At 35.2% G+C, this 24,247-nt stretch carries 25 protein-coding genes; all 25 read right to left on the reverse strand.

Annotation, left to right across the window (positions count from 1 at the left end; genetic code table 11):
* Nucleotides 1-136: 136 nt before the first annotated feature.
* The 25 genes from ACTYBU_RS06605 to ACTYBU_RS06725 all read right to left on the reverse strand — a co-directional run bounded on the left by ACTYBU_RS06605 (nucleotide 137) and on the right by ACTYBU_RS06725 (nucleotide 24,230).
* Nucleotides 137-1,834 (reverse strand): proline--tRNA ligase, encoded by a 1,698-nt coding sequence (locus ACTYBU_RS06605; protein ID WP_445488195.1) that lies wholly within the window; start codon nucleotides 1,832-1,834, stop codon nucleotides 137-139.
* Between the two features lie 95 nt (nucleotides 1,835-1,929).
* On the reverse strand, nucleotides 1,930-3,198 hold the full coding sequence (rseP, locus tag ACTYBU_RS06610) for an RIP metalloprotease RseP (RefSeq protein ID WP_445488197.1): 1,269 nt from the start codon (nucleotides 3,196-3,198) through the stop codon (nucleotides 1,930-1,932).
* Between the two features lie 15 nt (nucleotides 3,199-3,213).
* Nucleotides 3,214-4,356, reverse strand: a complete 1,143-nt coding sequence (gene dxr / locus ACTYBU_RS06615) for a 1-deoxy-D-xylulose-5-phosphate reductoisomerase (protein WP_445488199.1) — start codon at nucleotides 4,354-4,356, stop codon at nucleotides 3,214-3,216.
* 72 nt (nucleotides 4,357-4,428) lie between these two features.
* Nucleotides 4,429-5,223 carry a phosphatidate cytidylyltransferase gene (locus ACTYBU_RS06620; RefSeq protein WP_445488201.1) on the reverse strand — a complete coding sequence of 265 codons (795 nt, stop codon included), beginning with the start codon at nucleotides 5,221-5,223 and terminating at the stop codon, nucleotides 4,429-4,431.
* A gap of 19 nt (nucleotides 5,224-5,242) precedes the next feature.
* On the reverse strand, nucleotides 5,243-6,019 hold the full coding sequence (locus ACTYBU_RS06625) for an isoprenyl transferase (protein WP_445488202.1): 777 nt from the start codon (nucleotides 6,017-6,019) through the stop codon (nucleotides 5,243-5,245).
* A 301-nt stretch (nucleotides 6,020-6,320) separates the two neighbouring features.
* Nucleotides 6,321-6,878, reverse strand: a complete 558-nt coding sequence (gene frr / locus ACTYBU_RS06630) for a ribosome recycling factor (protein ID WP_445488204.1) — start codon at nucleotides 6,876-6,878, stop codon at nucleotides 6,321-6,323.
* The gene (gene pyrH, locus ACTYBU_RS06635) at nucleotides 6,878-7,603 is read right to left on the reverse strand and encodes a UMP kinase (protein ID WP_445488205.1); all 726 of its coding nucleotides are present in this window, start codon (nucleotides 7,601-7,603) and stop codon (nucleotides 6,878-6,880) included. The genes frr and pyrH overlap by 1 nt, the downstream gene beginning before the upstream one ends.
* A gap of 83 nt (nucleotides 7,604-7,686) precedes the next feature.
* Nucleotides 7,687-8,571 carry a translation elongation factor Ts gene (gene tsf, locus ACTYBU_RS06640; RefSeq protein ID WP_445488207.1) on the reverse strand — a complete coding sequence of 295 codons (885 nt, stop codon included), beginning with the start codon at nucleotides 8,569-8,571 and terminating at the stop codon, nucleotides 7,687-7,689.
* A gap of 195 nt (nucleotides 8,572-8,766) precedes the next feature.
* The gene (rpsB, locus tag ACTYBU_RS06645) at nucleotides 8,767-9,468 is read right to left on the reverse strand and encodes a 30S ribosomal protein S2 (protein WP_445488209.1); all 702 of its coding nucleotides are present in this window, start codon (nucleotides 9,466-9,468) and stop codon (nucleotides 8,767-8,769) included.
* 11 nt (nucleotides 9,469-9,479) lie between these two features.
* Complete coding sequence (locus tag ACTYBU_RS06650) at nucleotides 9,480-9,620, reverse strand: hypothetical protein (protein ID WP_445488211.1); 141 nt, start codon at nucleotides 9,618-9,620, stop codon at nucleotides 9,480-9,482.
* Nucleotides 9,613-10,170: a hypothetical protein gene (locus tag ACTYBU_RS06655; RefSeq protein ID WP_445488213.1), complete on the reverse strand. Its 558-nt coding sequence runs from the start codon at nucleotides 10,168-10,170 to the stop codon at nucleotides 9,613-9,615. The genes ACTYBU_RS06650 and ACTYBU_RS06655 overlap by 8 nt, the downstream gene beginning before the upstream one ends.
* A gap of 105 nt (nucleotides 10,171-10,275) precedes the next feature.
* On the reverse strand, nucleotides 10,276-11,040 hold the full coding sequence (locus ACTYBU_RS06660; protein WP_445488214.1) for a FliA/WhiG family RNA polymerase sigma factor: 765 nt from the start codon (nucleotides 11,038-11,040) through the stop codon (nucleotides 10,276-10,278).
* A 734-nt stretch (nucleotides 11,041-11,774) separates the two neighbouring features.
* The gene (locus ACTYBU_RS06665; protein WP_445488216.1) at nucleotides 11,775-12,272 is read right to left on the reverse strand and encodes a chemotaxis protein CheD; all 498 of its coding nucleotides are present in this window, start codon (nucleotides 12,270-12,272) and stop codon (nucleotides 11,775-11,777) included.
* The gene (locus ACTYBU_RS06670) at nucleotides 12,265-12,906 is read right to left on the reverse strand and encodes a chemotaxis protein CheC (RefSeq protein ID WP_445488764.1); all 642 of its coding nucleotides are present in this window, start codon (nucleotides 12,904-12,906) and stop codon (nucleotides 12,265-12,267) included. Before ACTYBU_RS06670 ends, ACTYBU_RS06665 begins: the two co-directional genes overlap by 8 nt.
* Nucleotides 12,907-12,909: 3 nt before the next feature.
* A complete protein-coding gene (locus ACTYBU_RS06675) occupies nucleotides 12,910-13,380 on the reverse strand; it encodes a chemotaxis protein CheW (protein WP_445488218.1) in 471 nt (156 codons plus the stop codon).
* Between the two features lie 45 nt (nucleotides 13,381-13,425).
* Nucleotides 13,426-15,474, reverse strand: coding sequence for a chemotaxis protein CheW (locus ACTYBU_RS06680; protein ID WP_445488766.1), 2,049 nt, complete (start codon nucleotides 15,472-15,474; stop codon nucleotides 13,426-13,428).
* 20 nt (nucleotides 15,475-15,494) lie between these two features.
* Nucleotides 15,495-16,601 carry a protein-glutamate methylesterase/protein-glutamine glutaminase gene (locus tag ACTYBU_RS06685; RefSeq protein WP_445488220.1) on the reverse strand — a complete coding sequence of 369 codons (1,107 nt, stop codon included), beginning with the start codon at nucleotides 16,599-16,601 and terminating at the stop codon, nucleotides 15,495-15,497.
* 9 nt (nucleotides 16,602-16,610) lie between these two features.
* The gene (locus ACTYBU_RS06690) at nucleotides 16,611-17,477 is read right to left on the reverse strand and encodes a MinD/ParA family protein (protein WP_445488222.1); all 867 of its coding nucleotides are present in this window, start codon (nucleotides 17,475-17,477) and stop codon (nucleotides 16,611-16,613) included.
* 1 nt (nucleotide 17,478) lies between these two features.
* Nucleotides 17,479-18,639, reverse strand: a complete 1,161-nt coding sequence (flhF, locus tag ACTYBU_RS06695; RefSeq protein WP_445488224.1) for a flagellar biosynthesis protein FlhF — start codon at nucleotides 18,637-18,639, stop codon at nucleotides 17,479-17,481.
* Nucleotides 18,636-20,672: a flagellar biosynthesis protein FlhA gene (flhA, locus tag ACTYBU_RS06700; RefSeq protein ID WP_445488225.1), complete on the reverse strand. Its 2,037-nt coding sequence runs from the start codon at nucleotides 20,670-20,672 to the stop codon at nucleotides 18,636-18,638. The genes flhF and flhA overlap by 4 nt, the downstream gene beginning before the upstream one ends.
* An 82-nt stretch (nucleotides 20,673-20,754) precedes the next feature.
* A complete protein-coding gene (flhB, locus tag ACTYBU_RS06705) occupies nucleotides 20,755-21,843 on the reverse strand; it encodes a flagellar biosynthesis protein FlhB (RefSeq protein ID WP_445488227.1) in 1,089 nt (362 codons plus the stop codon).
* 1 nt (nucleotide 21,844) lies between these two features.
* Entirely contained in the window at nucleotides 21,845-22,621 is a 777-nt protein-coding gene (gene fliR, locus ACTYBU_RS06710) for a flagellar biosynthetic protein FliR (protein WP_445488228.1), read from the reverse strand.
* Between the two features lie 4 nt (nucleotides 22,622-22,625).
* On the reverse strand, nucleotides 22,626-22,895 hold the full coding sequence (gene fliQ, locus ACTYBU_RS06715; protein ID WP_445488230.1) for a flagellar biosynthesis protein FliQ: 270 nt from the start codon (nucleotides 22,893-22,895) through the stop codon (nucleotides 22,626-22,628).
* A gap of 14 nt (nucleotides 22,896-22,909) precedes the next feature.
* Nucleotides 22,910-23,575 carry a flagellar type III secretion system pore protein FliP gene (fliP, locus tag ACTYBU_RS06720; protein WP_445488232.1) on the reverse strand — a complete coding sequence of 222 codons (666 nt, stop codon included), beginning with the start codon at nucleotides 23,573-23,575 and terminating at the stop codon, nucleotides 22,910-22,912.
* Nucleotides 23,568-24,230 carry a flagellar biosynthetic protein FliO gene (locus tag ACTYBU_RS06725; protein WP_445488234.1) on the reverse strand — a complete coding sequence of 221 codons (663 nt, stop codon included), beginning with the start codon at nucleotides 24,228-24,230 and terminating at the stop codon, nucleotides 23,568-23,570. The genes fliP and ACTYBU_RS06725 overlap by 8 nt, the downstream gene beginning before the upstream one ends.
* Between the last annotated feature and the right edge of the window lie 17 nt (nucleotides 24,231-24,247).

Consider the following 24,247-nt stretch of genomic DNA (forward strand, 5'->3'; position numbering starts at 1 on the left):
TTTATTAAATCCAAAAAAGAGCCGTTCCAGATATGCCTCCAACCAAAACTTTTGTATATGGCAACTGCTAATACCATATACAAAAGTACTAATTAGGATTTCATATCATATGAAGCAACTCTTTTTTTATCTCTATTTATTTTAATAGATTTGTGATCGTTTCTATCAGTTTATCTTCATGCACTTCCAACACTTCGCCAGTGCTTCTTACTTTTACTTCTACGATGCCTTCTGCAGCTTTTTTCCCAACTGTTACGCGTATCGGCAGTCCAATTAAATCAGAATCTGCAAATTTAACACCTGGACGCTCTGCACGGTCATCCAGCAGTACATCGAAACGATTTGATTTAAATTGTTGATATAATTTATCTGCTAATGCTGTTTGTGTTTCATCCTTTATATTAACAGGGATTAAATGAACATCAAACGGAGCCATATGACTTGGCCAAACAATACCTTTCTCATCATTAAACTGTTCGACAATGGAAGCCATCGTTCTAGAAACACCGATTCCGTAACAGCCCATAATATGTGGTTGTGTACGTCCATTTTCATCTAAGTAAGTAGCACCCATTGCTTCACTGTATCGTGTTCCCAATTTGAAAACATGACCAACTTCAATTCCTTTTGCAAAAACAATGGTACCTGCACCATCTGGAGACACATCTCCTTCTTGGATAAAGCGAAGATCCGCATATTGAGTGACCACAAAATCACGCTCGGCATTTACGTTGATATAATGAAAGTCCTCTTCATTTGCACCACATACACCATTTACAATGGATTTCACAGCATGATCAGCAATTATTTCTACATCCTTCACCCCAATTGGTCCCAATGATCCAACACTGCAGCCTAAGATGCTTGATGTTTCAGATGCATCAGCTAATTCTACACTAACTGCTTCTAGTAAATTTTTGACTTTAATGTCATTCACATCATGGTCGCCACGCACTAATATTAATACATGCTTTTCATCTACTTTGAACAATAAAGACTTAATGCATTGATCAGCAGTAGTATTAAAAAAGGAAGCTACTTGCTCAATTGTTTTTTGATTTTCTGTTTTTACTTTTTCTAAATCATTGAGCGGCTTGTCCGCTTTCTCATAAACTGCAACTACAGGGGCCATTTCAATATTGGCTGCATAAGAAGATTCTGTTGAATAAGCGATTGTATCTTCTCCAACATCTGATAATACCATGAATTCATGGGTATCTTTTCCACCCATTGCTCCACTGTCGGCAATAACAGCACGGTAATTTAATCCACAGCGTTCGAAAACATTACAATACGCTTGGAATATTGCATCATATACTTCCCCCAAGCTGTCATGTGACGAGTGGAAAGAATATGCATCCTTCATAATAAATTCACGGCCGCGTAAAATGCCAAATCTCGGTCTTTTTTCATCCCTGAATTTTGTTTGAATTTGATAAAGCGCCAGCGGCAAACGTTTATAGGACTTTATTTCATCACGCACTAAACTTGTGATTACCTCTTCATGTGTAGCACCTAATGCAAACTCACGATCATGTCTGTCTCTCAATCGCATTAATTCAGGGCCATATGTATGCCATCTTCCAGATTCCTTCCATAATTCAGCTTGCTGCATTGCAGGCATTAATAATTCTACTGCACCTGCTGCATCCATTTCTTCTCTAATAATTTGTTCGATTTTTTTTAACACTTTATTGGCTAATGGTAAATATGAATATATACCACTTGCATTTTGGCGGATATAGCCAGCACGTAAAAGAAGTTGATGACTTTTCACTTCTGCATCTGCCGGCACTTCTCTTAGTGTTGGTATTAACATACTACTTTGCTTCATTTATTTGCACCTCAATATAAAATGGTTTTCTGCTTTCAGGAAAAAATTATTAACTAAAAGTGAGGGATGCTATGTCCCCCACTTTTGCATTTGGTCTATTTCAAGAAAAATCGCTGTATATCATTCCAAGTTACCACAATCATTAATAACATTAATAGTGCGAATCCTACAAAATGAACGATCCCTTCTTTATGTCGATCAATTGGTTTTCCTCGCACAGCTTCAATGGCAAAAAACATTAGTCGGCCTCCATCCAAAGCTGGAAACGGAAGTAAATTCATAATCCCTAGATTAATACTTAGAATACCTGCCCACTTCATTAAATAATAAATACCTGATTGTGCCACTGTATCCGTTGATTTATAAATTCCTACTGGTCCAGACAATGCATCAATAGAAAACTGCCCAGTTACAAGCTTTCCTACGGCTCCAATTATTTCTTTCGTCCACGTATATGTTTCAGTAGCCCCGTATTTTACTGCTTTAAGTGGTGATTTTTCCATTGGGCTATACACACCGATCAGTCCAATTGTTTTGCCATCTTCTGTTTTTGTTGCTTTTGGTGTTACATCTATATTTAATTCCTTGCCATTCCGCAATACAGTCAATTGTAAATCTTCTCCGGGACTCTTTTGAATAATCTTTACCGTTTCCTTCCAACTGGTTACGGATTCTCCATCAATACTTACAATTGTATCTCCTTGTTTTAAACCAGCTTGCAAAGCCACTCCATCCTCAATTAACTTGCCAAGCTTCGGTTCATTGGAAGGAATTCCTTGCAATAAGGCAATTAATACAAAAATGACAAATGCTAAAACAAAGTTCATCAATGGGCCAGCGACAATTGCCAATGTTCTTTGTCCTAATGTTTTGCTTGCAAACTGACGATCAATTGGTGCAATTTGAGATTCTATCCCATTTTCCACGATAACTGCATTTCTTTTTATCGGAAAAGCAACAAGATTTTCATTTATATCGTCTTCAGCATATCCTTTAATATATAACTCCTGCTCCAAATCTGCTTCTTCTACGTTTATCACTCGTGCATTCGGATATTTTTCTTTATTGTTAATAATAATTTTGGAAACTTGTTCCTCTTTATCAAATAACAGAGCAATTCGGTGTCCAGCTTTTATATCCACCATTTCTGGATCCTCGCCGGCCATTCGAACAAATCCACCTAAAGGCAATAGGCGAATCGTATAGGTTGTTTCTCCCTTTTTTTGCGAAAAGATTTTCGGCCCAAATCCTATAGCAAATTCACGGCATAGAATGCCAGCTCTTTTCGCAAAAATAAAATGACCCAACTCATGAAAAAATACTAATGCTCCAAAGATAATAATAAACGCCACTACTGTATTCAAAATATAACCACCTTTTTATAGGAGTGTGCTTACTCGCTTTCTTGTTTCTAAATCAATAGCTTGGATTACATCCAGGCTTGGGTTTGCTATATTTTGATGATTGCTTATCGCCTTTTCAATCAGCTCTTCTATTTGCAGGAAGCTAATTTCACCGGATAAAAATTTCGCAACAGCTATTTCATTTGCTGCATTTAAGACTGTTGGCAATGTGCCGCCGAGTCTTCCAGCTTCATATGCAAACGCTAGACAACGAAAGCGATCTAAGTCCATTTCTTGAAAATGAAGTTTGCCAATACTTGCTAAATCTAATCTTTGTGCAGAGTGCATCGGCAAACGATCAGGGTATGTTAGTGCATATTGAATCGGCACTCGCATATCAGGTGAACCTAGCTGTGCCATAACACTGCTGTCTTGAAACTCTACCATAGAATGAATAATGCTTTCTTTATGAAGCAATACATCTATTTTATCGTATGCGAGAGAAAATAACCAATGTGCTTCGATTACTTCCAATCCTTTATTCATCATGGTAGCAGAATCAATGGTTATTTTTGCCCCCATTGACCAATTAGGGTGTTTTAAAGCATCTTGTAATGTAACATGTTGTAAATCCGCTCTTGTTAAATCACGGAAACTCCCGCCAGATGCCGTAATAATAAGCCGTTCTATGTTCTTTTCATATTCTCCTTGCAAACATTGATAAATAGCGGAATGTTCACTGTCTACTGGAAGGATTGCTACATTATTTTTATTCGCCGCATCCATTACTAAATGTCCTGCCGTGACTAATGTTTCTTTATTGGCAATAGCAATTGTTTTCATTGCTTCTATCGCCTTTAATGTTGGCTGAAGCCCTACACTGCCTAAAACAGCATTAACTAGTATATCCGCTTTATGATAGACAGAAACTTCTACTAATCCTTCTTGTCCATAGGAAAAAGAAATGCCAGGAAACTCTTGTTTTAACATAAGATAATCTTTTTTGTCCGATACAGAGACAAGAAATGGTTTAAATTCTGCTACAATTTTTTTTGTTAATTCTATATTTTTACCAGCAGAGAATGCAACAAGCTGAAAGCTTTCTGGATTGTTTTTTATTACATCCAGCGTCTGCATTCCAACAGATCCTGTTGCACCTAATAAACTAATATACTTCACTACCTCACTCCTACAATACCTATACTCTCCATTATATATGTTACCTACGTTTCTTCTAATGCAAAAAACAGGTTAAATTAACGAGAAAGCATCAAAGATAAAATATAGTAATGGCCATACAAACAATAAACTATCAAAACGATCTAATATTCCACCATGCCCAGGCAATAGTTTTCCGGAGTCTTTTACTTCATAATGTCTTTTCAATGCAGATTCCACTAAATCCCCAATTTGTCCAAATGCTGATAGGATAATCGTTATAACTGCTATTATATACCATTCTATGTAGCCAAAAGCACTAAATAGAACAGAAACGATAACAGCACAAACTATTCCTCCGATCGCGCCTTCCACTGTTTTATTTGGACTGATTTCAGGCCACAGCTTTCTTCTCCCAAAAGCCCTTCCTATAAAATAGGCGCCTGAATCTGTTGCCCATATGATGAACAGCGAGTAGAAAAGTAACCATAGTTTAGTATCTCCCACTTCTATAAAAAAGTGAAAACCAACTCCCATGTAAATTACCGCTAAAATAGAAAACGCCGCATCATCAATTGAAAATTGATTTTTAGAAGCTACCATATACGTTAAATACAAAAGTGCAGCAAATAAACCAATCTCCATTTTTGTTAAATGAATGAATGTAAAAAATGTTTGATAGTCATTTGGTAAAATAAAAAGCCATATAACTAGTAAAGATAGCAATCCAGGAAAAGAGAGAAGCTTAATTTTCCGCATTCTTAATAGTTCAAACAATCCTACAGCAGACAATAAAAATGTAAAAAGAACTAATGGAAGTCCTCCAATAATAACAATAGGAAGAAAAATAGCCGCTGCTATGACCGCTGTAATTATTCTCTGTTTCATTTATAGTTCACAACCCTTATTAGACTCCTCCAAAACGCCTTTGTCTGTTTTGGAATACTTCAATAGCTTCAACTAAATGTTCTTCTTTAAAGTCTGGCCACAATACATCTGTAAACCATAACTCTGTATAAGCTAACTGCCACATCATGAAGTTGCTTATTCTAATTTCTCCACTTGTACGAATGAGCAAGTCAGGATCCGATAAATTTGATGTCATCAGATAAGTCGAAAACAGATCTGGTGTAATATCATCCACATCTATTTTCTTGCCTTCACAATCATTCACTATATTTTTCACAGCTTGAACTATTTCTGATCTGCTGCCATAGTTTAAAGCGAAATTCAAAATAAGGCCCGTATTGTTTTTCGTCTTTTCAATCGCATCCTCCAAAGCTTTTAATGTATGGGGAGGCAGTTGTTTCGTATATCCGATTGAAGTTACTCGAACATTTTTTTCTATCAATTCAGGCAAAAAAGTGCCGAGAAATTGTTCAGGCAATGACATAATATATTCTACTTCTTTTTTTGGCCTTTTCCAGTTTTCCGTTGAAAATGCATAAAGTGTTAATGCTTTTACCCCTAATTCATCTGCCAATTTTGTAATTCTTTTTACACATTTCATTCCTTCATGATGTCCAGCAATTCTTGGCAGCTTTCGCTTACTTGCCCAACGGCCATTTCCATCCATAATAATTGCAACATGTTCTGGAATGGATTGTTGCTTCAGTAATGCCATCCGTTCTTGGAGATTAGAAGACACAGCTCTCTTCTTCCAAAACATTAGCTTGTTAAACATACAAATAGCTCCTCCAAAATAAATCCTCTCTTATCTTCTATCACTATATACCTTGATAACTTAACAAAAATAGTCTAATAGAAGTTTCCCTTTATATCTTAAAGGAAACTGGATAGCTTAAGCAACTATCATTTTGTTTAATATGCCTATAGCTAAAAAACCCCCTAAAATTTAGAGGGTTCAGACTGTTGACAAACGCTCACTTTCTTCAGGACTTCCCCTTATCGGAGGATTAATACACCTTTTAGCAGCAATACTTCTGAAAGTTTAGCAAAAAAATGAGTCTTGTCTACATTCAAAGTTAAACTTCTAATATTTCTTTTTCTTTTTCTTTTGTAAGAGCATCCACTTTGCTTATGAATTCATCTGTTAATTTTTGAATATCATCATTGTAGCCACGAAGTGCATCTTCCGTAATGTCACCGTTCTTTTCTAATTTTTTCAAATCATCATTGCCGTCACGGCGAATATTACGGATTGCTACTTTTGCTTCTTCTGATTCTTTTTTTACATTTTTCACTAATTCTTTACGGCGTTCCTCCGTTAACATAGGAATCGACAAACGGATTACACTTCCGTCGTTAGAAGGATTTAATCCAATATCTGATTTTAAAATTGCCTTTTCAATTTCCCCCAGCACCGTTTTATCATATGGCTGGATAACAAGCAATCTTGCTTCAGGAACACTAATTCCTGCTAGTTGATTGACAGGTGTTGGAGCTCCATAATAATCAACTGATATTCTATCCAAAAGGGATGCATTTGCACGTCCTGCACGTATGCTTGCTAACTCGCGAGAATAACTTTGTATTGCTTTATTCATTTTTTCTTTTGTTTGAGAAATAACTTGACTCGGCATTATTTTTTCCCCCTTACTAAAGTTCCGATTGTTTCACCCATAACAGCTTTTTTAATATTGCCATTTTCCATGATTGAAAACACAATTAAAGGAATATCATTATCCATGCATAGAGACGATGCTGTTGAGTCCATAACAGCAAGCCCATCTTTAATTACATCAAAATAAGTCAGCTCTTCAAATTTGGTTGCTGTTTTATCCACTCTTGGATCGGCAGAATATACTCCATCTACATTGTTTTTTGCCATTAATATTACTTCTGCTTCAATTTCCGCAGCACGGAGTGCAGCAGTAGTATCTGTTGAAAAATAAGGGTTTCCTGTACCAGCTGCAAAAATGACAACACGTTTTTTTTCTAAGTGGCGAATGGCACGTCTTCTAATGTATGGTTCTGCAACTTGTCTCATTTCAATAGAAGTTTGTACTCGGGTCTCAATTCCCAATTGTTCTAAACTATCTTGTAATGCTAAAGAGTTCATTACAGTAGCAAGCATTCCCATGTAATCGGCGTTTGCACGGTCCATGCCCATTTCTTCTCCGATTTTACCACGCCAAATATTTCCACCGCCTACGACAACTGCTGCTTCAACACCCAGCTCAGCAACCTCTTTAACTTGTTCGGCTACATTTTTAATTACTGCCGGATTAATGCCAAATCCAGCCTCTCCTGCTAATGCCTCACCGCTTAATTTAAGAACAACACGTTTATATTTTGGACTAATCATGGAAACCTCCGCCTATTTAAAATATCTTGAAAAATAGGGAACACAAGCGTGTTCCCTATAAAAAGCTTTTTAAATTTAATTGCTTATTTTTTATTTACTTGGTTCATTACTTCTTCAGCGAAGTTATCTTCACGTTTTTCAATTCCTTCTCCTACTTCATAACGAACGAATTCGCGTAAAGTTGCACCTTTTGATTCAACAAATTGACGTACTTTTTGATCAGGATTTTTAACGAAAGATTGATCAAGTACACATACATCTTCAAAATATTTACCTAAACGGCCTTCAACCATTTTAGCAACGATTTTTTCTGGTTTTCCTTCATTTAATGCTTGTTGAGTTAATACTTCTCTTTCATGCTCAACTTCTTCTTGAGACACTTGGTCACGAGAAACATACTTAGGGTTTAGCGCCGCGATGTGCATTGCAATATCCTTTGCAGCTGATTCATCAGTAGTTCCTTCAAGCACTGTTAACACACCAATGCGTCCACCCATGTGAAGGTATGCACCAAATGCATCGTTGTCTGTTTTTGTTTTGATTTCAAAACGACGAAGAGAAAGTTTTTCACCAATTTTTGCAATTGCTGCATTGATATGTGATTCAACTGTTGTACCATCCGTGATGTTTTGTGACTGAGCTTCTTCAACAGATGCTGGTTTGTTTTGCAGTAAGTGGTCAGCAAGCTCTTTAACAAGCACTTGGAAGCCTTCATTTTTTGCAACAAAGTCTGTTTCAGAGTTCACTTCAAGAATAACTGCTTCATTTCCGTTTACTGAGATAAAAGTTGTACCTTCAGCAGCGATGCGATCAGATTTTTTAGCAGCACTTGCAATTCCTTTTTCACGTAGGAAATCGATTGCTTTTTCGATATCACCATTTGTTTCAGTAAGTGCTTTTTTGCAGTCCATCATTCCAGCACCTGTTTTTTCACGTAGTTCTTTAACCATTTGAGCTGTTACAGCCATAGTAGTTAGCCTCCTTGTATAATTATGTACTATTTTTTTAACCAATTCATTTCTGTTTTAAGCAATATTCTTTAAAAAAAGGTGATAAGAGGGATGCCCTTTATCACCTTTTTTATAAGACCCCAAACTTGGCGTATAGTAATTCTAGAAAATCAATACTAGGATTTTCATTTTATCAAACTACTTATTTTAAAATTAAGCAGTTGTTACTTCTTCACCTTGTTTAGCTTCTAAAATAGCATCTGCCATTTTTGCAGTTAATAATTTAACAGCACGGATTGCATCATCATTCGCAGGAATAACAACATCAATTTCGTCTGGATCACAGTTTGTATCAACGATACCTACAATTGGAATATTTAATTTATGAGCTTCCGCAACAGCAATGCGCTCTTTGCGTGGATCAACAATAAATAAGCAATCTGGAATTTTTTTCATATCTTTAATTCCGCCTAAGAACTTTTCTAAACGCTCAAGCTCTTTATTCAATTGAACTACTTCTTTTTTCGGAAGTACTTCAAAAGTGCCGTCTTCAGACATTCTTTCAATGTCTTTTAAACGTGAAATACGTTTTTGAATTGTTTCAAAGTTTGTTAAAGTTCCACCTAACCAACGTTGGTTTACAAAGTATTGACCAGAACGAATAGCTTCTTCTTTAACTGAATCTTGTGCTTGTTTTTTTGTTCCTACGAAAAGAACAGTTCCGCCGTTACCAGCAAGTTCTTTTACATAGTTATAAGCTTCCTCAACCTTTTTAACTGTTTTTTGAAGGTCGATGATGTAGATGCCGTTACGCTCTGTAAAAATGAATTTTTTCATTTTCGGGTTCCAACGGCGAGTTTGGTGACCGAAATGTACACCAGCCTCAAGTAATTGTTTCATTGAAATAACTGACATGTTTGTTCCTCCTAATGGTTTTTATTTCCTCCGCTTTTTTCATTTTTAATCAAAACTGTAATCTTACAGCACCATTGATTAAATCCAAAAGCGTGTGTATTAACACCATTTGTTAATATAGCATATGTAAACATGACAATCAAGTTATTCATGATTTTTTTGTCTAAATTTCAGGAATAATTCTATTTCTGTTTTCCCTTTATTTAAAATCTTAGCAATTTCTTCTGTGTTTTTCCCTTGTTCCTTTAAATCTAATACCTTTTCCAATAATGATTTTTCTTTCGGATCTTCTTTTTCCAAAGGGTAAATTAAATTTAATAATTCCCCTGCATCCTCTTTTTCTTCCTGCTTCATGTCTATTGTTTTTTTATAAACATTTGCTGCCTGTTTTTTTGATGGGAGCATATTTATTTCAGGGTGCTCTTTTTCAAAAGAAACTAAAGAAAGCTTTTCTATGTTTTCCTTCTCTTTTTTCGGGGCTGCTTTTCTTTTTTCTGTAATTTTCATTTTTTGAAGAAACAGTTCGTTTTCTTCTTTCATTTCTACAATAAATGCAGCAATGAGATTTTCGACTTCTTCCATAGATTGTTTTTGTTGTTTTTCAAGTGAAACAAAACGATTTTGCCTTACAAACAGAAGTGCAATGAATAAAAAAGCCAAAATATTAAATATAAAACTTAAAATTAATAAAAAAGTAATCAAATCTATCCCTCTATCTACTGTAAATTATGCTATTTCATCTGCTTTCTCGCTTCGTTTCCTATATTCCCCGCTTGGCAAATATATTATTGAGGCAACACTCTGATTTTATATTACTTTCTCTAATGATTGTCTTAATTTAAATATTGCCTTGGAATGTATTTGTGATATTCTTGAGGTGGATAAGTTCATTACTTGTCCTATTTCAGTTAATGTCAGCTCTTCTTTGTAAAATAAACTAATAACAAGCTGCTCTTTATCATTTAAAAGGGAAATCATAGCAGCCATTTCTTGAATTAATTCATCTTTCAGCAGTTTTTCTTCCGGAATTTCCCTTTTGTTATCTCGAATGACAAAGCACGGCCCCTCTTTTTCTTCCTGATCATTTAATTGTTCATCAATAGAAAGTACATTGGCAAAAAAATGCTCGTTCATGGTGGAAGAAACTTCTTCAGGACTAAGATTCAATTCATCAGCTATTTCCTGTATTGTAACATTTCTCATTTTTTGCTGTTCAAGCCGTTCAATTGCTGCATCTATTTTTTTTGATTTCTCCCTTGTGCCTCTAGATAACCAATCTTCTTTCCTTAATCCATCAATAATGCTTCCTCTAATTCGAAAAGATGCATATGTATCAAATTTCAAATCTCTTTTCGGATCAAATTTTTCTAATGCATCATAAAGACCCATTAAACCAAGACTATTTAATTCTTCTCTAGATACACTTTTGGGTAGTCCAACAGATATTCTTTGAACATGAAAACTTACTAAAGGCATATACTTTTTTATTAATATATTTCCTGCTTCCTTATCACGTGAAGCAACCCACAAATACCATGCGTTTTTATCCTCTGCAGTTGAATCATTTCCCATGATATTTCCTCCTAAAAACAACATTTCCACTTATCTATATTATTGTGTTTTCCTTGCCTTCAGAAAAACTATTTCAAATTTCTCTATATACTCTCATTTCAGCGATTTCTTACTGAATAATTGTTCAGAAAACGAAAAAAACATGCCGTTTCCTTCATCTATTATATCCAACTATTTTGACAGTGTGCTTCGTAATGAATAATATCAAATTTCTTTCCATCTTTGAATCTATTGTTCTAATATAAAGTGAACTTTTCCATCAGTGGGGGTTTTCTTCATCCCCCACTTAGCTTCTTCGATTCCTCAGCATCGCCGAGGTGGGGGTCTTACTGCCCGTTAAGAGTGGGATAAATTATTATTTTCAGCTCAGTCCAAAAAAGATCAAAGATTGAATAGTCTCTTTTTGATTTTACCAAAATAGTATTGAAGAGACTTTATTCATTATTAACTTTTAAAAAATAGTAAAATATCCCTATATAAACACCAAATATTTTTTTCATTAGAAACTTTCAGGTATTTATATTCATATCTGGAAATGGAAAAGTAAAAAAGACGCGGTTGTAATTTCAATGCGCGCAGCTCCGTCCTTTTATTCCAAAAAAGGGATGTCCCATTGGATGCACCCCTTACCTATTTGTTTCCATTCGCTGATGGGCGACTTTCAAATAAGTAACGGGGTTCAGCATTTTTTTTTGGAACATCCCTTTTTATTTGCTATTCATTTTTAATGTCTGTTAAATAATTTGTGTTCCTTTGTTTACTGTCCTGATGGTTAACTCAATGGTTTTTGGATTAAATTCAATCGTTCTGCCGCTATTGCCTCCAACATCTTCCCCGTAAAGTGGAATATTTAAGCACTGCAGCTCTTTTTTTACAGCTTCCACATTTCTAGGTCCAATTCTCATAATATCGCTTGTACCAGTAAATTGAAACATTTGAGCGCCACCTGCAATTTTGGCCTTTAATGACGTTTTTTTTGCTCCTAGCATCTCCAAATTTTGGACCAACTTGATGATAGCAGTATCTGCAAATTTAGCAATGTTTAATGGTCCTGATTTCGATAAGGAAGAATCCGGCAGCATAATGTGGGCTAATCCTGCCATTCCTCTTACTTGATCATATAAAACAACTCCGACACAAGATCCCAAACCGGAAGTTCTTATTACTTCAGGGACTTGAACTGTATTCATGTCAGCAATGCCCACTTTAACAACAGTTTGTTGCTCATTCATCAACGGTCACTCCCAAAGCTCCAAACAAAATATCAAATGAATATGGATCTGGCAGCAAGAAAAAGTGACCATTGACACTTTCAGGGAAAGAGTCTTCTTCCTCATTTAATGCAGTATTAATAACAATTGCATAATCACTGACTTGTGATAATTCTATAAGTCCGTAACTAATAATTGCACCAACCATATCGATTGCTAGTGCTGGGACAGAAGGATACAAGGATAAATTAGTAAAATCAGATAAAGAAGATAAATAGGATCCTGATAAAATATTGCCAAGTTCCTGGAGTGCAGATAATGCTAATTCATCAAAAGGTGGTGTATTCAGCTGAATAGTTGCGTCCCCTATCATATCTTTAATAAAATTTGTTGCCTGCTCTATTGGAAGCATAAAAAACATGCTTCCAGGAGCCTCGCCTTCTATTCTTAAAAAAACGCCTGCTACAATATTTTCTGCTCCACCTGCCATGTCCATCATTTCGTCAAAGGAAACAATTCGAACATTTGGAACGTTCATATCAATTTTTTTATTTAGTAATTTAGAAAGGGAGGTTGCTGCATGTCCTGCGCCAATATTTCCAATTTCCCTTAAAACATCCAAGTGCAATGAATTGATTTTATCTGTAAATGCCATCACTTATCCTTCACTTTTAATATAGTTTTTTAATTCTTCCCGATCAAAAACCTTTTCTAAATCAACAAGAATCAACAATCTTTTTTCTAATTTAACGACACCGCTAATATAATCTATTTCTGCCCCGCCGACAACCTCTGGAGACGGTTCAAAATGAGTTGTATCCACATCCACAACATCATTTGCAGCGTCCACAATAACCCCTAACTCTATATCAGCTAGTGCGACGATGATGATGCGTGTACGCTCTGTATATTCTTTTTCCTCCAAATCAAATCGCTTTCTCAAATCAATCAGCGGTGTAACAACACCGCGAAGATTGATAACACCTTTCACAAAAGGAGCAATATTTGGAATTCGGGTAATATGCATGATTTTTTCTATTGATCGCACTTGATTTACGGGAATTGCGTATTCTTTTCCCTTTAGCTCAAAGATAATTAATTTCACTTCTGTTGAAACAGATTCTACCATTCTCCTTCATTCCTTTCTTCCACCCTATTATCTGTTAGCAGCCCGTTATTTGATTAGTGCATTACAATCGACAATTAAAGCCACTTGTCCATCACCTAAAATAGTAGCACCAGAAATAGCAAAAGCATTTGATAGATAACTGCCAAGTGATTTTAATACAACCTCTTGCTGCCCAATAAAGGAATCGACCACAAGTCCTGCCAGCTTTTCTCCTTTTCTAACAATAACGATAGAATAAAACTCATCTTCTTCGTTCATTATCGGAACTTCGAAGATATCCTTTAAGAAAAGAAGCGGCACTACTTTTCCGCGAAAATCAATAACAGTTTGATTATGCGCCTGAAGTATATCTTCTTTCGAAACAATAGCAGTCTCAATTATGGAAGACAACGGTATTGCATACTTTTCTTCCTGAATTTCCACCAGCATAACGGAAATAATAGAAAGTGTAAGCGGCAATTGAATGGAAAACAAAGAGCCTTTTCCTTCTTGAGAATCTATAGTGATAGTTCCTCCAATAGATTCTATTTTACTTTTTACAACATCTAATCCTACACCTCGTCCAGAGATATCAGATATTTTTTCCGCAGTAGAAAAACCTGACGCAAGAATTAATTCGGCAATTTGCGAATCTGTTAAACTATTTCCAGCTTCTTTTGATACTAACCCTTTATCTACCGCTCTTTCTAATACTCTCTTTTTATTTATTCCGGCCCCATCATCCTCCAGCTCAATAAAGACGTGGTTGCCGCTATGATAGGCTCTTAAAACAACGGTTCCTTCTTCGTTCTTATTATTTGCTCTTCGGACTTCTGGTGTTTCTATTCCATGATCCAATGCATTTCGAATGAGATGTACGAGAGGATCGCCAATCTCGTCAATAACCGTGCGATCCAGCTCTGTATCTGCACCAATAATCTCTAAATTGATTTTTTTATTTAGATCTCTTGCTAGTTGACGAACCATTCTTGGAAAGCGATTAAAAACCGTTTCAACTGGAACCATTCTCATGTTTAATATAATATTCTGCAAGTCACCAGTAATTCTAGACATTTTTTCGACGGTTTCATGCAGCTCTTGATTTTTTAAATCTTGAGATATCTGTTCTAATCTTCCTCTATCAATCACGAGCTCCTCAAAAAGATTCATCAATATATCTAAACGTTCGATATTGACACGGATTGTTTTGCTCGCTTGCTTCGCCATTGTGCCTTGTTTTCCGTCATCATCTTCTTTTCCTGCTTCCATTTCATTTACTTCTGGTAAGTTTTCTTCCTGTTTTTGTTTCGTAACTTTTTCTTCCTTTTCATGAGTCTTTAGCGTAGAAAGACTATACGAAGAAAAAGGGATTACGTCCACTTTTTCAACTTCTGATACATTCATAACTTTTGATTTTATTGTCTCTCCGTCTTCTTTGGAAATAAACGTTACCATAAATTGCAAATCAAATTTTTCTTCTTCCAGCTCCTCCACAGGAGGGTTCGATTTAATTACTTCTCCTAAAGACTCCAAAGATTCAAATACCATAAAAACTCGTGCAGCCTTTAATAGACAGTCTTGCTTTAAATGTACGCTAACTTCGTATGTATTAAATCCCTGTTCAGAGGATTGCTGTAGGATTGTAGTTTCGAATTCATCATAATTTGTAATTGGTTTTATTACTTCCACTATTGCAGCAGCAGTTTCCTGAAGCGCTGAATCTGTTTCTGTTGATTCATTCTTTTCAATTGCAATTAATTGTTTTACTACTGCTTCTACATTTTTTTTCCCATCTCCACCACTTGCAATTGATTCTACCATTGCTTCTAAATCATCAACCGCCAAGAAGATAACATCCAGTATTACCGGGGAAAAGGCGATTTTTTGATTTCTGATAGCATCCAAAACATTCTCCATTTGATGGGTTAGGCTGGCTAAATCTTCATAGCCCATCGTTGCAGACATCCCTTTTAATGTATGTGCAGAGCGAAATATTTCATTCACTATTTGCAAATTCCCCGGCTCTTTTTCTAACTCTAGTAAATGTTCATTACAAGCCTGTATATGTTCCTTGCTTTCTTCTATAAAAACCTCTAAATATTGATTCATTTCCAATTGCTTCACACCCCTTGGCGTTATACATATTTCATTATTGTTTGTGCAATTTTTTCTACATTTTGTATTTCATCAATATATTTTGTTGCAATAGCAGCTTTCGGCATTCCAAATACAATGGAAGTTTTTTGTGATTCAGCAATTGCTTTGATTTCACTTGATTGTACTAATTCCACTAACCCATTCGTACCATCTGATCCCATTCCTGTCATAATTACCACAATTTTCGCATAATCCTGCACTAAACTTACCGACTGAAAAAGTACATCTACAGACGGCCTATGCCCATTAACCGGCTTTGACTGATCTAATTGTACTGCAATATTTTTTCCGATTGCTTTTACTTTGAAATGAAACCCTCCAGGAGCAATGTATGCAACACCCTTTTGAATAAGCTCTCCATCTGCCGCTTCTTTCACTTTTATAGAGGAAAGCGAATCCAATCGGTTGGCTAGTGATTTTGTAAAATTAGGAGGCATATGCTGCACAATTAATATAGCAGCATTAATATCCTTAGGCAGCTTTGACAACACTTGCTGAAGGGCTCTTGGTCCACCTGTCGATGTTCCTATAAGAATAAGTTTTTCTGTATGTTTATTCCACTGCGATTGAAAGAAAGGCTTTAGACTTACATTTTCACGTCTTATTAGTTCTATATTACTATAAGAAGAATCAAGATTAATAGTACTTTTTGCATCAGAAGGTATATTTAATATCGTTTTAAGTTTCACTTCACTTGCGAATATTACTTTTTCTACCAATTCCTGTTTGACTTTATATAAATCTAGCGATATAGATCCTGAGGGTTTGCCAATAAAATCAATTGCTCCCATTTGTATCGCCTGAATGGTATTATCTGCTCCTGCCTTTGTTGTACTTGACAACATGATGACAGGAACTGGATTTTCTGCCATAATACGCTTTAATGCTTGAAGTCCATCCAATACAGGCATCTCCACGTCTAATGTAACAACATCAGGCTGCAATTTTTTTATTTTTTGAATACCATCTTCACCATTTCTAGCAGCACCTATTACTGTAATGCGAGAATCCTCAGAGAGAAAATCGGCAATTAATTTTCGCATAAATGCCGAATCATCCACAATTAGAACTTTTATTTTCTCCATGTAAACGCACTACCTTTCAAACAGAAAACTCTTTAATTTTGTCACAAAATTTTCCTTATTTTTTATTTTAGGCTCTGAAAACTGTTGTTTACAATATCTATCGGTCAATTCGAATAAAGCTTTAGCAGCTGTTGACTTTTCATTAAAAATAATAAAAGGAATTTGATTCCTAACCGCCTTCATAACATGCTGATCATCTGGAATTATCCCTAATTCAATCGCTTCTTTGTTTAAAAATCTTTTTAAAACATATGTAAGCTTTTGAAATGCTTCTCTTCCATCATCGAAAGTGAATGTTCGGTTTACAACTAAATAAAAAGGAATATCTTCTTTATGCAGATGGATAAATTTCATTGCTGCATAGGCATCCGTTATAGATGTTGGCTCTGGTGTAGTTAAAACGATTACTTCATCGACAGAGAGAATAAAATGAAGGGATTCACTGCTTATGCCAGCACCCATATCAAAAATGACGTAATCATATTGATTAAGAAATACTGTAAATTCAGAAAAAAATCGTTCCATTTTATGCTTTGCCATAGTCACAAATTTCGATAAGCCAGATCCACCTGCTATATAGCGAATTCCGGCTCGGCCTTCATTGATAATTTCTGAAAAAGAAGCCTTATTTTCAAAATAATCGACAATAGTAAATTTAGAACTGGTTCCCATTAAAATATCAATATTGCCCATTCCGATATCCATATCAATCAACAAAACGGAATACCCTTTTTTTATTAGCGAAAGGGAAAAATTAAGAGAGAAATTAGATTTGCCCACTCCTCCCTTTCCACTAATAACTGCAATTGTTTTATGTTGATTATGCTTGTGGACATGATGGAATCTTTCCCTTAAAATTGCAGCTTGATCTGTCATTTTAATCGACTCCAATTATTCTATTTACAATAATTTCTGGATTAGCTGCTAGCATATCATCGGGAACATTTTGTCCTGTTGTTAAATACGCAGCACCCCTTTGATATTTAACAATCAAATTAACCATACTGCCGTATGTGGATGTTTCATCCATTTTAGTAAAGACAAATTGATTAATATCAATCGTTGAAAATTGCTGATATATTTCTTCCATATCCTCTTGTTTTGCTGTCAATGATAGCACCAACAGTGTTTCCATCTCTCGTTTATAATCAACCACTTTCTTTAAATCATCAACGTATTGTTTATTTCGGAAGTTTCTTCCTGCTGTATCTATTAAAATAACATCGCAAGATTCTAGTTTTTTTGCAGCTGATTCAAAGTCCTGCAAGTTATAGCATACTTCCAGCGGAACATTTAAAATATTTGCATATGTTTTTAATTGTTCAATCGCAGCAATACGATAGGTATCAGTAGTGATAAATCCGATTTTTTTATGATGCTTCAACATAATATCAGCAGCCATTTTAGCTAATGTGGTTGTTTTTCCGACGCCTGTTGGCCCAACCACATTCACAAATCTTTTGGATAACGATAATTCCCCGAAGGAATAAGAGGAAATTTCTTGATATAAGTATTCTTTTGTCCAAAATAGCACTTCGTTAAATGATTTGTCTGCTCCTTCTTTATACCATTTCCCGACTAGCTCTCTTGTTATCTTTATCAGCAGCTGTTTATCCAGACCTTGTTTTTCCAGACAAGCGATCACCTGCTGCACTGGATTTGGCAATGCTGCTGTGCTTATCTTTTCATTTTGCACAAATTCTTGAACAAAACCATTTAACTGTTCCAACTGTTTTAGCACTTTTTCTGTTGAAAACTCAGCGTGCTTAGTTAATGAAACATCGTTATCTTTTGCTGTTTTATTCTCAAATAAATTTGGAATGGAACTAATTTTTTCCTTCTTTGTTTGTCTTGCTTCCCTATTTGAGTCCGGATCAATTGCCGCAAGCACCTCAATATTTCTTTTTTTAAATAATCCTAAAAATCCACCTGTATGGATTACTTTTGAATGTAAAATGACCGCTTCATTCCCTAATTCAGTCCGGACTTTTTTCATTGCTTCTGGCATGCTTGAAGCTGTATATTTTTTTATTTTCACTCTATATTCACCACCCCGACACTTTGCACTTCTACATTTGCCTCTAACTCGTTATAAGATAATATAGGAATTTGAGAAAAATATCTTTCTGTTAATTGTCTAACATACATTCTTACAGCTGGCGAACATAAGACAATTGGCATTTGATCTATAACAGATAGTTGATCCACTTGTGCTGCAAGATTTTCTAATACTAATTGAGACAAGCTAGGATCAATCGCCAAATAGTTTCCATGTTCTGTTTGTTGAATATTATCCGCTATTAATTTTTCCACTTTTCCAGATAAAGTAACTACTTTTAATGACTCTCCGTTAGTTGAATACTGGTTAGTAATTTGACGAGCCAATGCTTGTCTTACGTACTCTGTAAGCAAATCTGTATCACTCGATAATCTTCCAAAATCGGCTAATGTTTCAAAAATAATCGGCAAGTTTCGAATAGAAACATTTTCTTTTAATAATTTTGCCATTACCTTTTGAATGTCTCCTATCGATAAAGGATTTGGTGTTACTTCTTCTATTAAAATAGGATAGGTTTCTTTAACATGATCTACTAATTGCTTTGTCTCTTGTCTGCCTAATAATTCATGGGCATTTGCTTTTATCACTTCTGTAATATGCGTGGAAACAACAGATGGAGGATCGACGACTGTATATCCAAATATTTCGGCCTGCTCTTTCGTTTTTTCCGTAATCCATTTAGCCGGCAAACCAAAGGAAGGCTCGATCGTATCAATACCCTCAATGGAATCGTCTTCTATTCCAGGGCTCATTGCTAAATAATGATCCAGAAGCAGTTCTCCTCGAGCCATTTCATTTCCTTTAATTTTTAAACGATATTCGTTAGGCTGCAGTTGAATATTATCCCTTATTCTAACTACTGGGATAACAAGCCCTAATTCAATCGCCAACTGTCGTCTAATCATGACGACCCTGTCCAATAAATCACCACCCTGATTTGCATCAGCGAGAGGAATTAAGCCATATCCAAATTCAAATTCAATTGGATCTACATTTAACAAAGTTACAACACTTTCTGGGCTTTTTAACTCATCTGTCTGAAGTTCTTCTTCCATACCTTGCAGTTGTTCCACATTTTGTTTTGGTACTCTTGATAAATTATACCCCCCAAATGCCAGCAAACCGGCAATTGGTATCGTTAAGATATCATCAATTGGCGTGAATAAGCCTAATAAAAGAATAGTTCCACCAGCAATATACAGCATTTTCGGATACGCAAATAACTGATTTGTAATATCTGACCCTAGATTTCCATCAGACGCTGCTCTTGTTACTATAATACCTGTTGCTGTAGAAATTAAAAGAGCAGGTATTTGACTGACAATACCGTCCCCTATGGACATTAAGGAAAAATTATGTGCCGCGTCCCCTATAGACATGCCTAGCTGGGTCATTCCTATTATGATGCCAAAAATCAAGTTAATCAGCACAATAATGATCCCAGCAATCGCATCCCCCTTAACAAACTTACTTGCACCGTCCATGGAGCCATAAAAATCAGCTTCTCTGCTTACTTTTTCCCTGCGTGACTTTGCTTCATGCTCAGAGATTATGCCAGCATTTAGATCAGCATCAATACTCATTTGCTTCCCGGGCATTGCATCTAATGTAAATCTTGCCGCAACTTCTGATACACGTTCAGATCCTTTTGTTATGACAATAAATTGAATGATAACCAATATAAAAAAGACTACTAAACCTACTACAATATTTCCTCCAACTACAAATGTTCCAAATGTATGTACTACGCCGCCTGCATCTCCGGTTGATAAAATGGATCTCGTTGTAGACACATTAAGACCTAAACGAAACAATGTCATTAATAATAATATAGAGGGAAAAATAGAAAATTCTAAAGGCTCATTCATACTCATTGTTAATAGCAAGATTAATAATGCCAATGTAATATTTATCAATATGAGAAAGCTTAATATCCATGTTGGAAAAGGAATAATCAGCATCGCAACAATTAAAATTACACTCGATAATACGGTAAGATCTCTACCAGACATATGTTTCGCTCCTAACTAAATCACAACATATAACACAAATTTTTTATTGTATGGATTATCCACATGATCAGCAATAAAATGGTTAAAATGTTTTTTCGTTCCTTGTACGGTATACAAAAGCAATAATTTCAGCAACCGTTTTAAAAAATTCTTCTGGGACCGTATCCCCTACTTCTACTTGACTATATAAAGCCCTAGCTAATGGACGGTTTTCTACCATTACCACGTCATTTTCTTTTGCTATCAATTTTATTTTTTGAGCGACAAAATCTATCCCTTTCGCTATCACATAAGGGGCATCATACTTATCTTCTTCGTATTTTAATGCGATAGCATAGTGCGTAGGATTAGTTATAACCACATCCGCTTTTGGGATTTCCTGCATCATTCGCCGCATTGCCATTTCTCTTTGACGCTGTTTTATTTTTGATTTTATGAGAGGATCTCCCTCCATATTTTTATATTCATCTTTAATGTCTTGCTTAGACATTCTAATATTTTTTTCGTAATCATACCGCTGAAACAAATAATCAAGCAGGGATAAAAACAATAGGGATCCAGATGCATATAGTCCCATCTGAATGGTCAACTTTGCTAAAGTTATTAACGCATCATAGACAGATTTATGGGATAAAACGAGCAGCTCGCTAAATTGGGACCATAGAATGGAAAAAGTCACGACTCCAATAATGCTTATTTTGAGAATGGATTTTAACAATTCAATGATTGAACGTAAGGAAAAGATACGTTTAACTCCTGATATTGGATTTATTTTTTCCAACTTAAATTGAATTGGTTCAACCGTAAACAACACTCCTACCTGCATATAATTTGCAAGAAGTCCAGCAGCAACTGCTGCTATCAATATGGGACTTAACAGCAATGCCATTTCTTTTATTATCTGAAGGAAAATATCCTTTATATTTCCCTCGGATAATTCCATTAACATAAATTCTTGGAAAGAATAGTTCATTAAAGCAACAAATTCTTTCATCATATTTCCGCCAGTAAAATGAAGAACAGCAAAAACACCAAGCATTACAATTGCGGTATTAACATCCTGGCTTTTTGCAACTTGTCCTTTTTTACGTGTATCGTTCCTTTTTTTAGGAGTTGCTTTTTCTGTTTTTTCTCCAGCGAATAATTGTAAATTCAAGGATAAACGTTTCATTTTATGAACCACCTATTAAATTCATCATTTCTCTCATCGCTGTTAGAGTCGTAGAAAACAAATGAGAAACAGATGCCATCAACACACCCATTACAATCATCAAAATAATTAATCCAGCAATAATTTTAATTGGAACCCCAACAACAAATATATTTAATTGTGGAACCGTTCTAGCAACAATTCCCAACCCAACATCCACTAAAAATATACTTGCAACTACCGGAATGGACATTTGGAACGCTATTGCAAACATAAGTGCAAATGATTTTGCTAAAAAACCGATTAAATTTTCGTCTCCAAATTCTATCCATGCTTGTTGAAGCGGAATATAACGGTAGCTGTAAAATATTCCGTCCATCAATAAATGATGACCATTTACTGTTAATAAAAAAAATAAAGCAATGGTATTTAAATATTGACCAGTAAGAGGACTTTGAACACCAGTCTGCGGATCCAAGACGTTGGCAATTGCAAAACCCATTTGAAAGTCAATTAAGCCTCCAGCAATCTGGATGGCAGAAAATAGCATATATGCTAAAAATCCAATTAATAATCCAACAAGCGCTTCTTTTAAAATGAGCAAATAGTAGGCTCCATCAATGATAAGTGAAGGTGGTTCCATATTAATAAACATAAGAACGGAAAGAAAAAAACCTAAACCAACTTTATGAGATGAAGGAATTGTCCGATAAGAAAATAACGGAATCATAAGAAAAAAAGATGTTACACGTATAAATATAAGTAAAAATGCAGGAAATTTTGGTAAAAGTTCAATCATTGCTCTAACCAATAAACCTTGTCAGATTGGAAAATATATCTGCTGTATAAGATAGCATATGACTAAGCATCCACGACCCAAAAAAAATGACACCTAATAGTACTGCAACGATTTTTGGGACGAATGCCAGCGTTTGTTCTTGAATTTGTGTGGTTGCCTGAAAAATACTTATGACTAAACCGACCACTAAAGCAATGATCAGTAATGGTCCACTGACAACAAGCACTGTTAATATGCCGTTTTCGGCAATTGATATAACCATTTCGGAAGACATATTTTTTCACCTTCTTAAAAACTTTCTAATAAAGATTTAACGACTAAATACCACCCATCCACCAGAACAAATAATAATATCTTAAATGGCAGGGAAATCATTACAGGTGGAAGCATCATCATTCCCATTGACATTAATATACTCGCCACAACCATGTCGATCACTAAAAATGGAATAAATATCATAAACCCTATTTGAAACGCTGTCTTTAATTCACTAATAGCAAAAGCAGGAACTAATGCTGTCAAAGGAATATCTTGTACAGATTTTGGTGCTTCAGCTTGAGAATATTGCAAAAAGAGAGCCAAGTCCTTCTGTCTTGTTTGTTTGCTCATAAACTCCTTAAAAGGAATAGCTGCATTATCATACGCCTGCTCTATATTTATTTCTTCATGAAACAAGGGAGTTAACGCTTTTTCATTCACTTCCTGAAAGGTTGGTGCCATAATAAAAAAGGTTAAAAACAAGGCTAGGCCAATAATTACTTGATTGGGCGGCATTTGTTGCGTTGCAAGCGCTGTTCTGACAAAGGAAAGAACAATAACGATTCTAGTAAAACATGTCATTAAAATTAAAATACTTGGTGCTAAAGAAAGGACCGTCAATAATAATAACAGCTGTACTGATGTAGAAACATTTTCAGGTGTACTGTTATTAAAAAACTGTAAAAATTCATTCATTTTTTTCTGACCCTTTCTTTTCAATTTCTTTCAATAATTCCTTACGCTCTTTTGATATATCTTGTAATTGTTTTTTTAAATACCCTGCAAATGAATCTTTATTCTTTATGTTTGCAGGCTGTTTTTGGACAGCATGCATGACCTTTGTCACAATATCGCTTGGCTGCACTAGTTGATCGACTTTACGATTATAAGTTTCTAATATTTCGTTATATTCCGATTCATCATCAATTTCTTTAATAAGCTGTATGTTTTCTCCTACTCCTACAATTAACAGCCTTTTTCCAATTTTAACTATTTGTATGGATCTATTAGCACCGAGCGTGGCACCACCCAAGTTCTCCATTATTTGTGAACTTTTATACACATGGTTTCGTTTATTAATAAACTTAAGAATGATATAAATTATTGCTACTACAAATATTGTTGCAAAAATCATTTTTATAAAATCAAGAAATGTTAGTCCAACACTTGTTGAAACATTGTTAATATTCTTTTTTTCGGCATTTTGCTCCGACTTATTCTCTGTATTATTTGAATCCTTTAACCATTCATCCACACTGTTATCAAGTTTTTCTGCATAGGCTTGATGATTCAAGCCTAGCAGAAAAATGATGAGTAGTGAACTTGTAAATAAAAACTTTAATTTACTCACTAACGGCACCCTCTATT

It is taken from the genome of Niallia sp. 03133 (assembly GCF_052663225.1).

What these genes read in the sequence shown, in the direction of transcription:
- ACTYBU_RS06625 (WP_445488202.1), bottom strand. Translation starts at nt 6,019, where the DNA reads ATGTTTAACAAGCTAATGTTTTGGAAGAAGAGAGCTGTGTCTTCTAAT.
- pyrH (WP_445488205.1), bottom strand. Translation starts at nt 7,603, where the DNA reads ATGATTAGTCCAAAATATAAACGTGTTGTTCTTAAATTAAGCGGTGAG.
- ACTYBU_RS06665 (WP_445488216.1), bottom strand. Translation starts at nt 12,272, where the DNA reads ATGAATGAGCAACAAACTGTTGTTAAAGTGGGCATTGCTGACATGAAT.
- flhA (WP_445488225.1), bottom strand. Translation starts at nt 20,672, where the DNA reads ATGTCTGGTAGAGATCTTACCGTATTATCGAGTGTAATTTTAATTGTT.
- rpsB (WP_445488209.1), bottom strand. Translation starts at nt 9,468, where the DNA reads ATGTCAGTTATTTCAATGAAACAATTACTTGAGGCTGGTGTACATTTC.
- tsf (WP_445488207.1), bottom strand. Translation starts at nt 8,571, where the DNA reads ATGGCTGTAACAGCTCAAATGGTTAAAGAACTACGTGAAAAAACAGGT.
- ACTYBU_RS06685 (WP_445488220.1), bottom strand. Translation starts at nt 16,601, where the DNA reads ATGGAGAAAATAAAAGTTCTAATTGTGGATGATTCGGCATTTATGCGA.
- frr (WP_445488204.1), bottom strand. Translation starts at nt 6,878, where the DNA reads ATGCCGAGTCAAGTTATTTCTCAAACAAAAGAAAAAATGAATAAAGCA.
- ACTYBU_RS06675 (WP_445488218.1), bottom strand. Translation starts at nt 13,380, where the DNA reads ATGGTAGAATCTGTTTCAACAGAAGTGAAATTAATTATCTTTGAGCTA.
- ACTYBU_RS06650 (WP_445488211.1), bottom strand. Translation starts at nt 9,620, where the DNA reads ATGAATAACTTGATTGTCATGTTTACATATGCTATATTAACAAATGGT.
- fliQ (WP_445488230.1), bottom strand. Translation starts at nt 22,895, where the DNA reads ATGTCTTCCGAAATGGTTATATCAATTGCCGAAAACGGCATATTAACA.
- fliP (WP_445488232.1), bottom strand. Translation starts at nt 23,575, where the DNA reads ATGAATGAATTTTTACAGTTTTTTAATAACAGTACACCTGAAAATGTT.
- ACTYBU_RS06660 (WP_445488214.1), bottom strand. Translation starts at nt 11,040, where the DNA reads ATGGGAAATGATTCAACTGCAGAGGATAAAAACGCATGGTATTTGTGG.
- ACTYBU_RS06605 (WP_445488195.1), bottom strand. Translation starts at nt 1,834, where the DNA reads ATGAAGCAAAGTAGTATGTTAATACCAACACTAAGAGAAGTGCCGGCA.
- flhB (WP_445488227.1), bottom strand. Translation starts at nt 21,843, where the DNA reads ATGAAACGTTTATCCTTGAATTTACAATTATTCGCTGGAGAAAAAACA.
- fliR (WP_445488228.1), bottom strand. Translation starts at nt 22,621, where the DNA reads ATGATTGAACTTTTACCAAAATTTCCTGCATTTTTACTTATATTTATA.
- ACTYBU_RS06690 (WP_445488222.1), bottom strand. Translation starts at nt 17,477, where the DNA reads ATGACAGATCAAGCTGCAATTTTAAGGGAAAGATTCCATCATGTCCAC.
- ACTYBU_RS06670 (WP_445488764.1), bottom strand. Translation starts at nt 12,906, where the DNA reads ATGGCATTTACAGATAAAATCAATTCATTGCACTTGGATGTTTTAAGG.
- ACTYBU_RS06620 (WP_445488201.1), bottom strand. Translation starts at nt 5,223, where the DNA reads ATGAAACAGAGAATAATTACAGCGGTCATAGCAGCGGCTATTTTTCTT.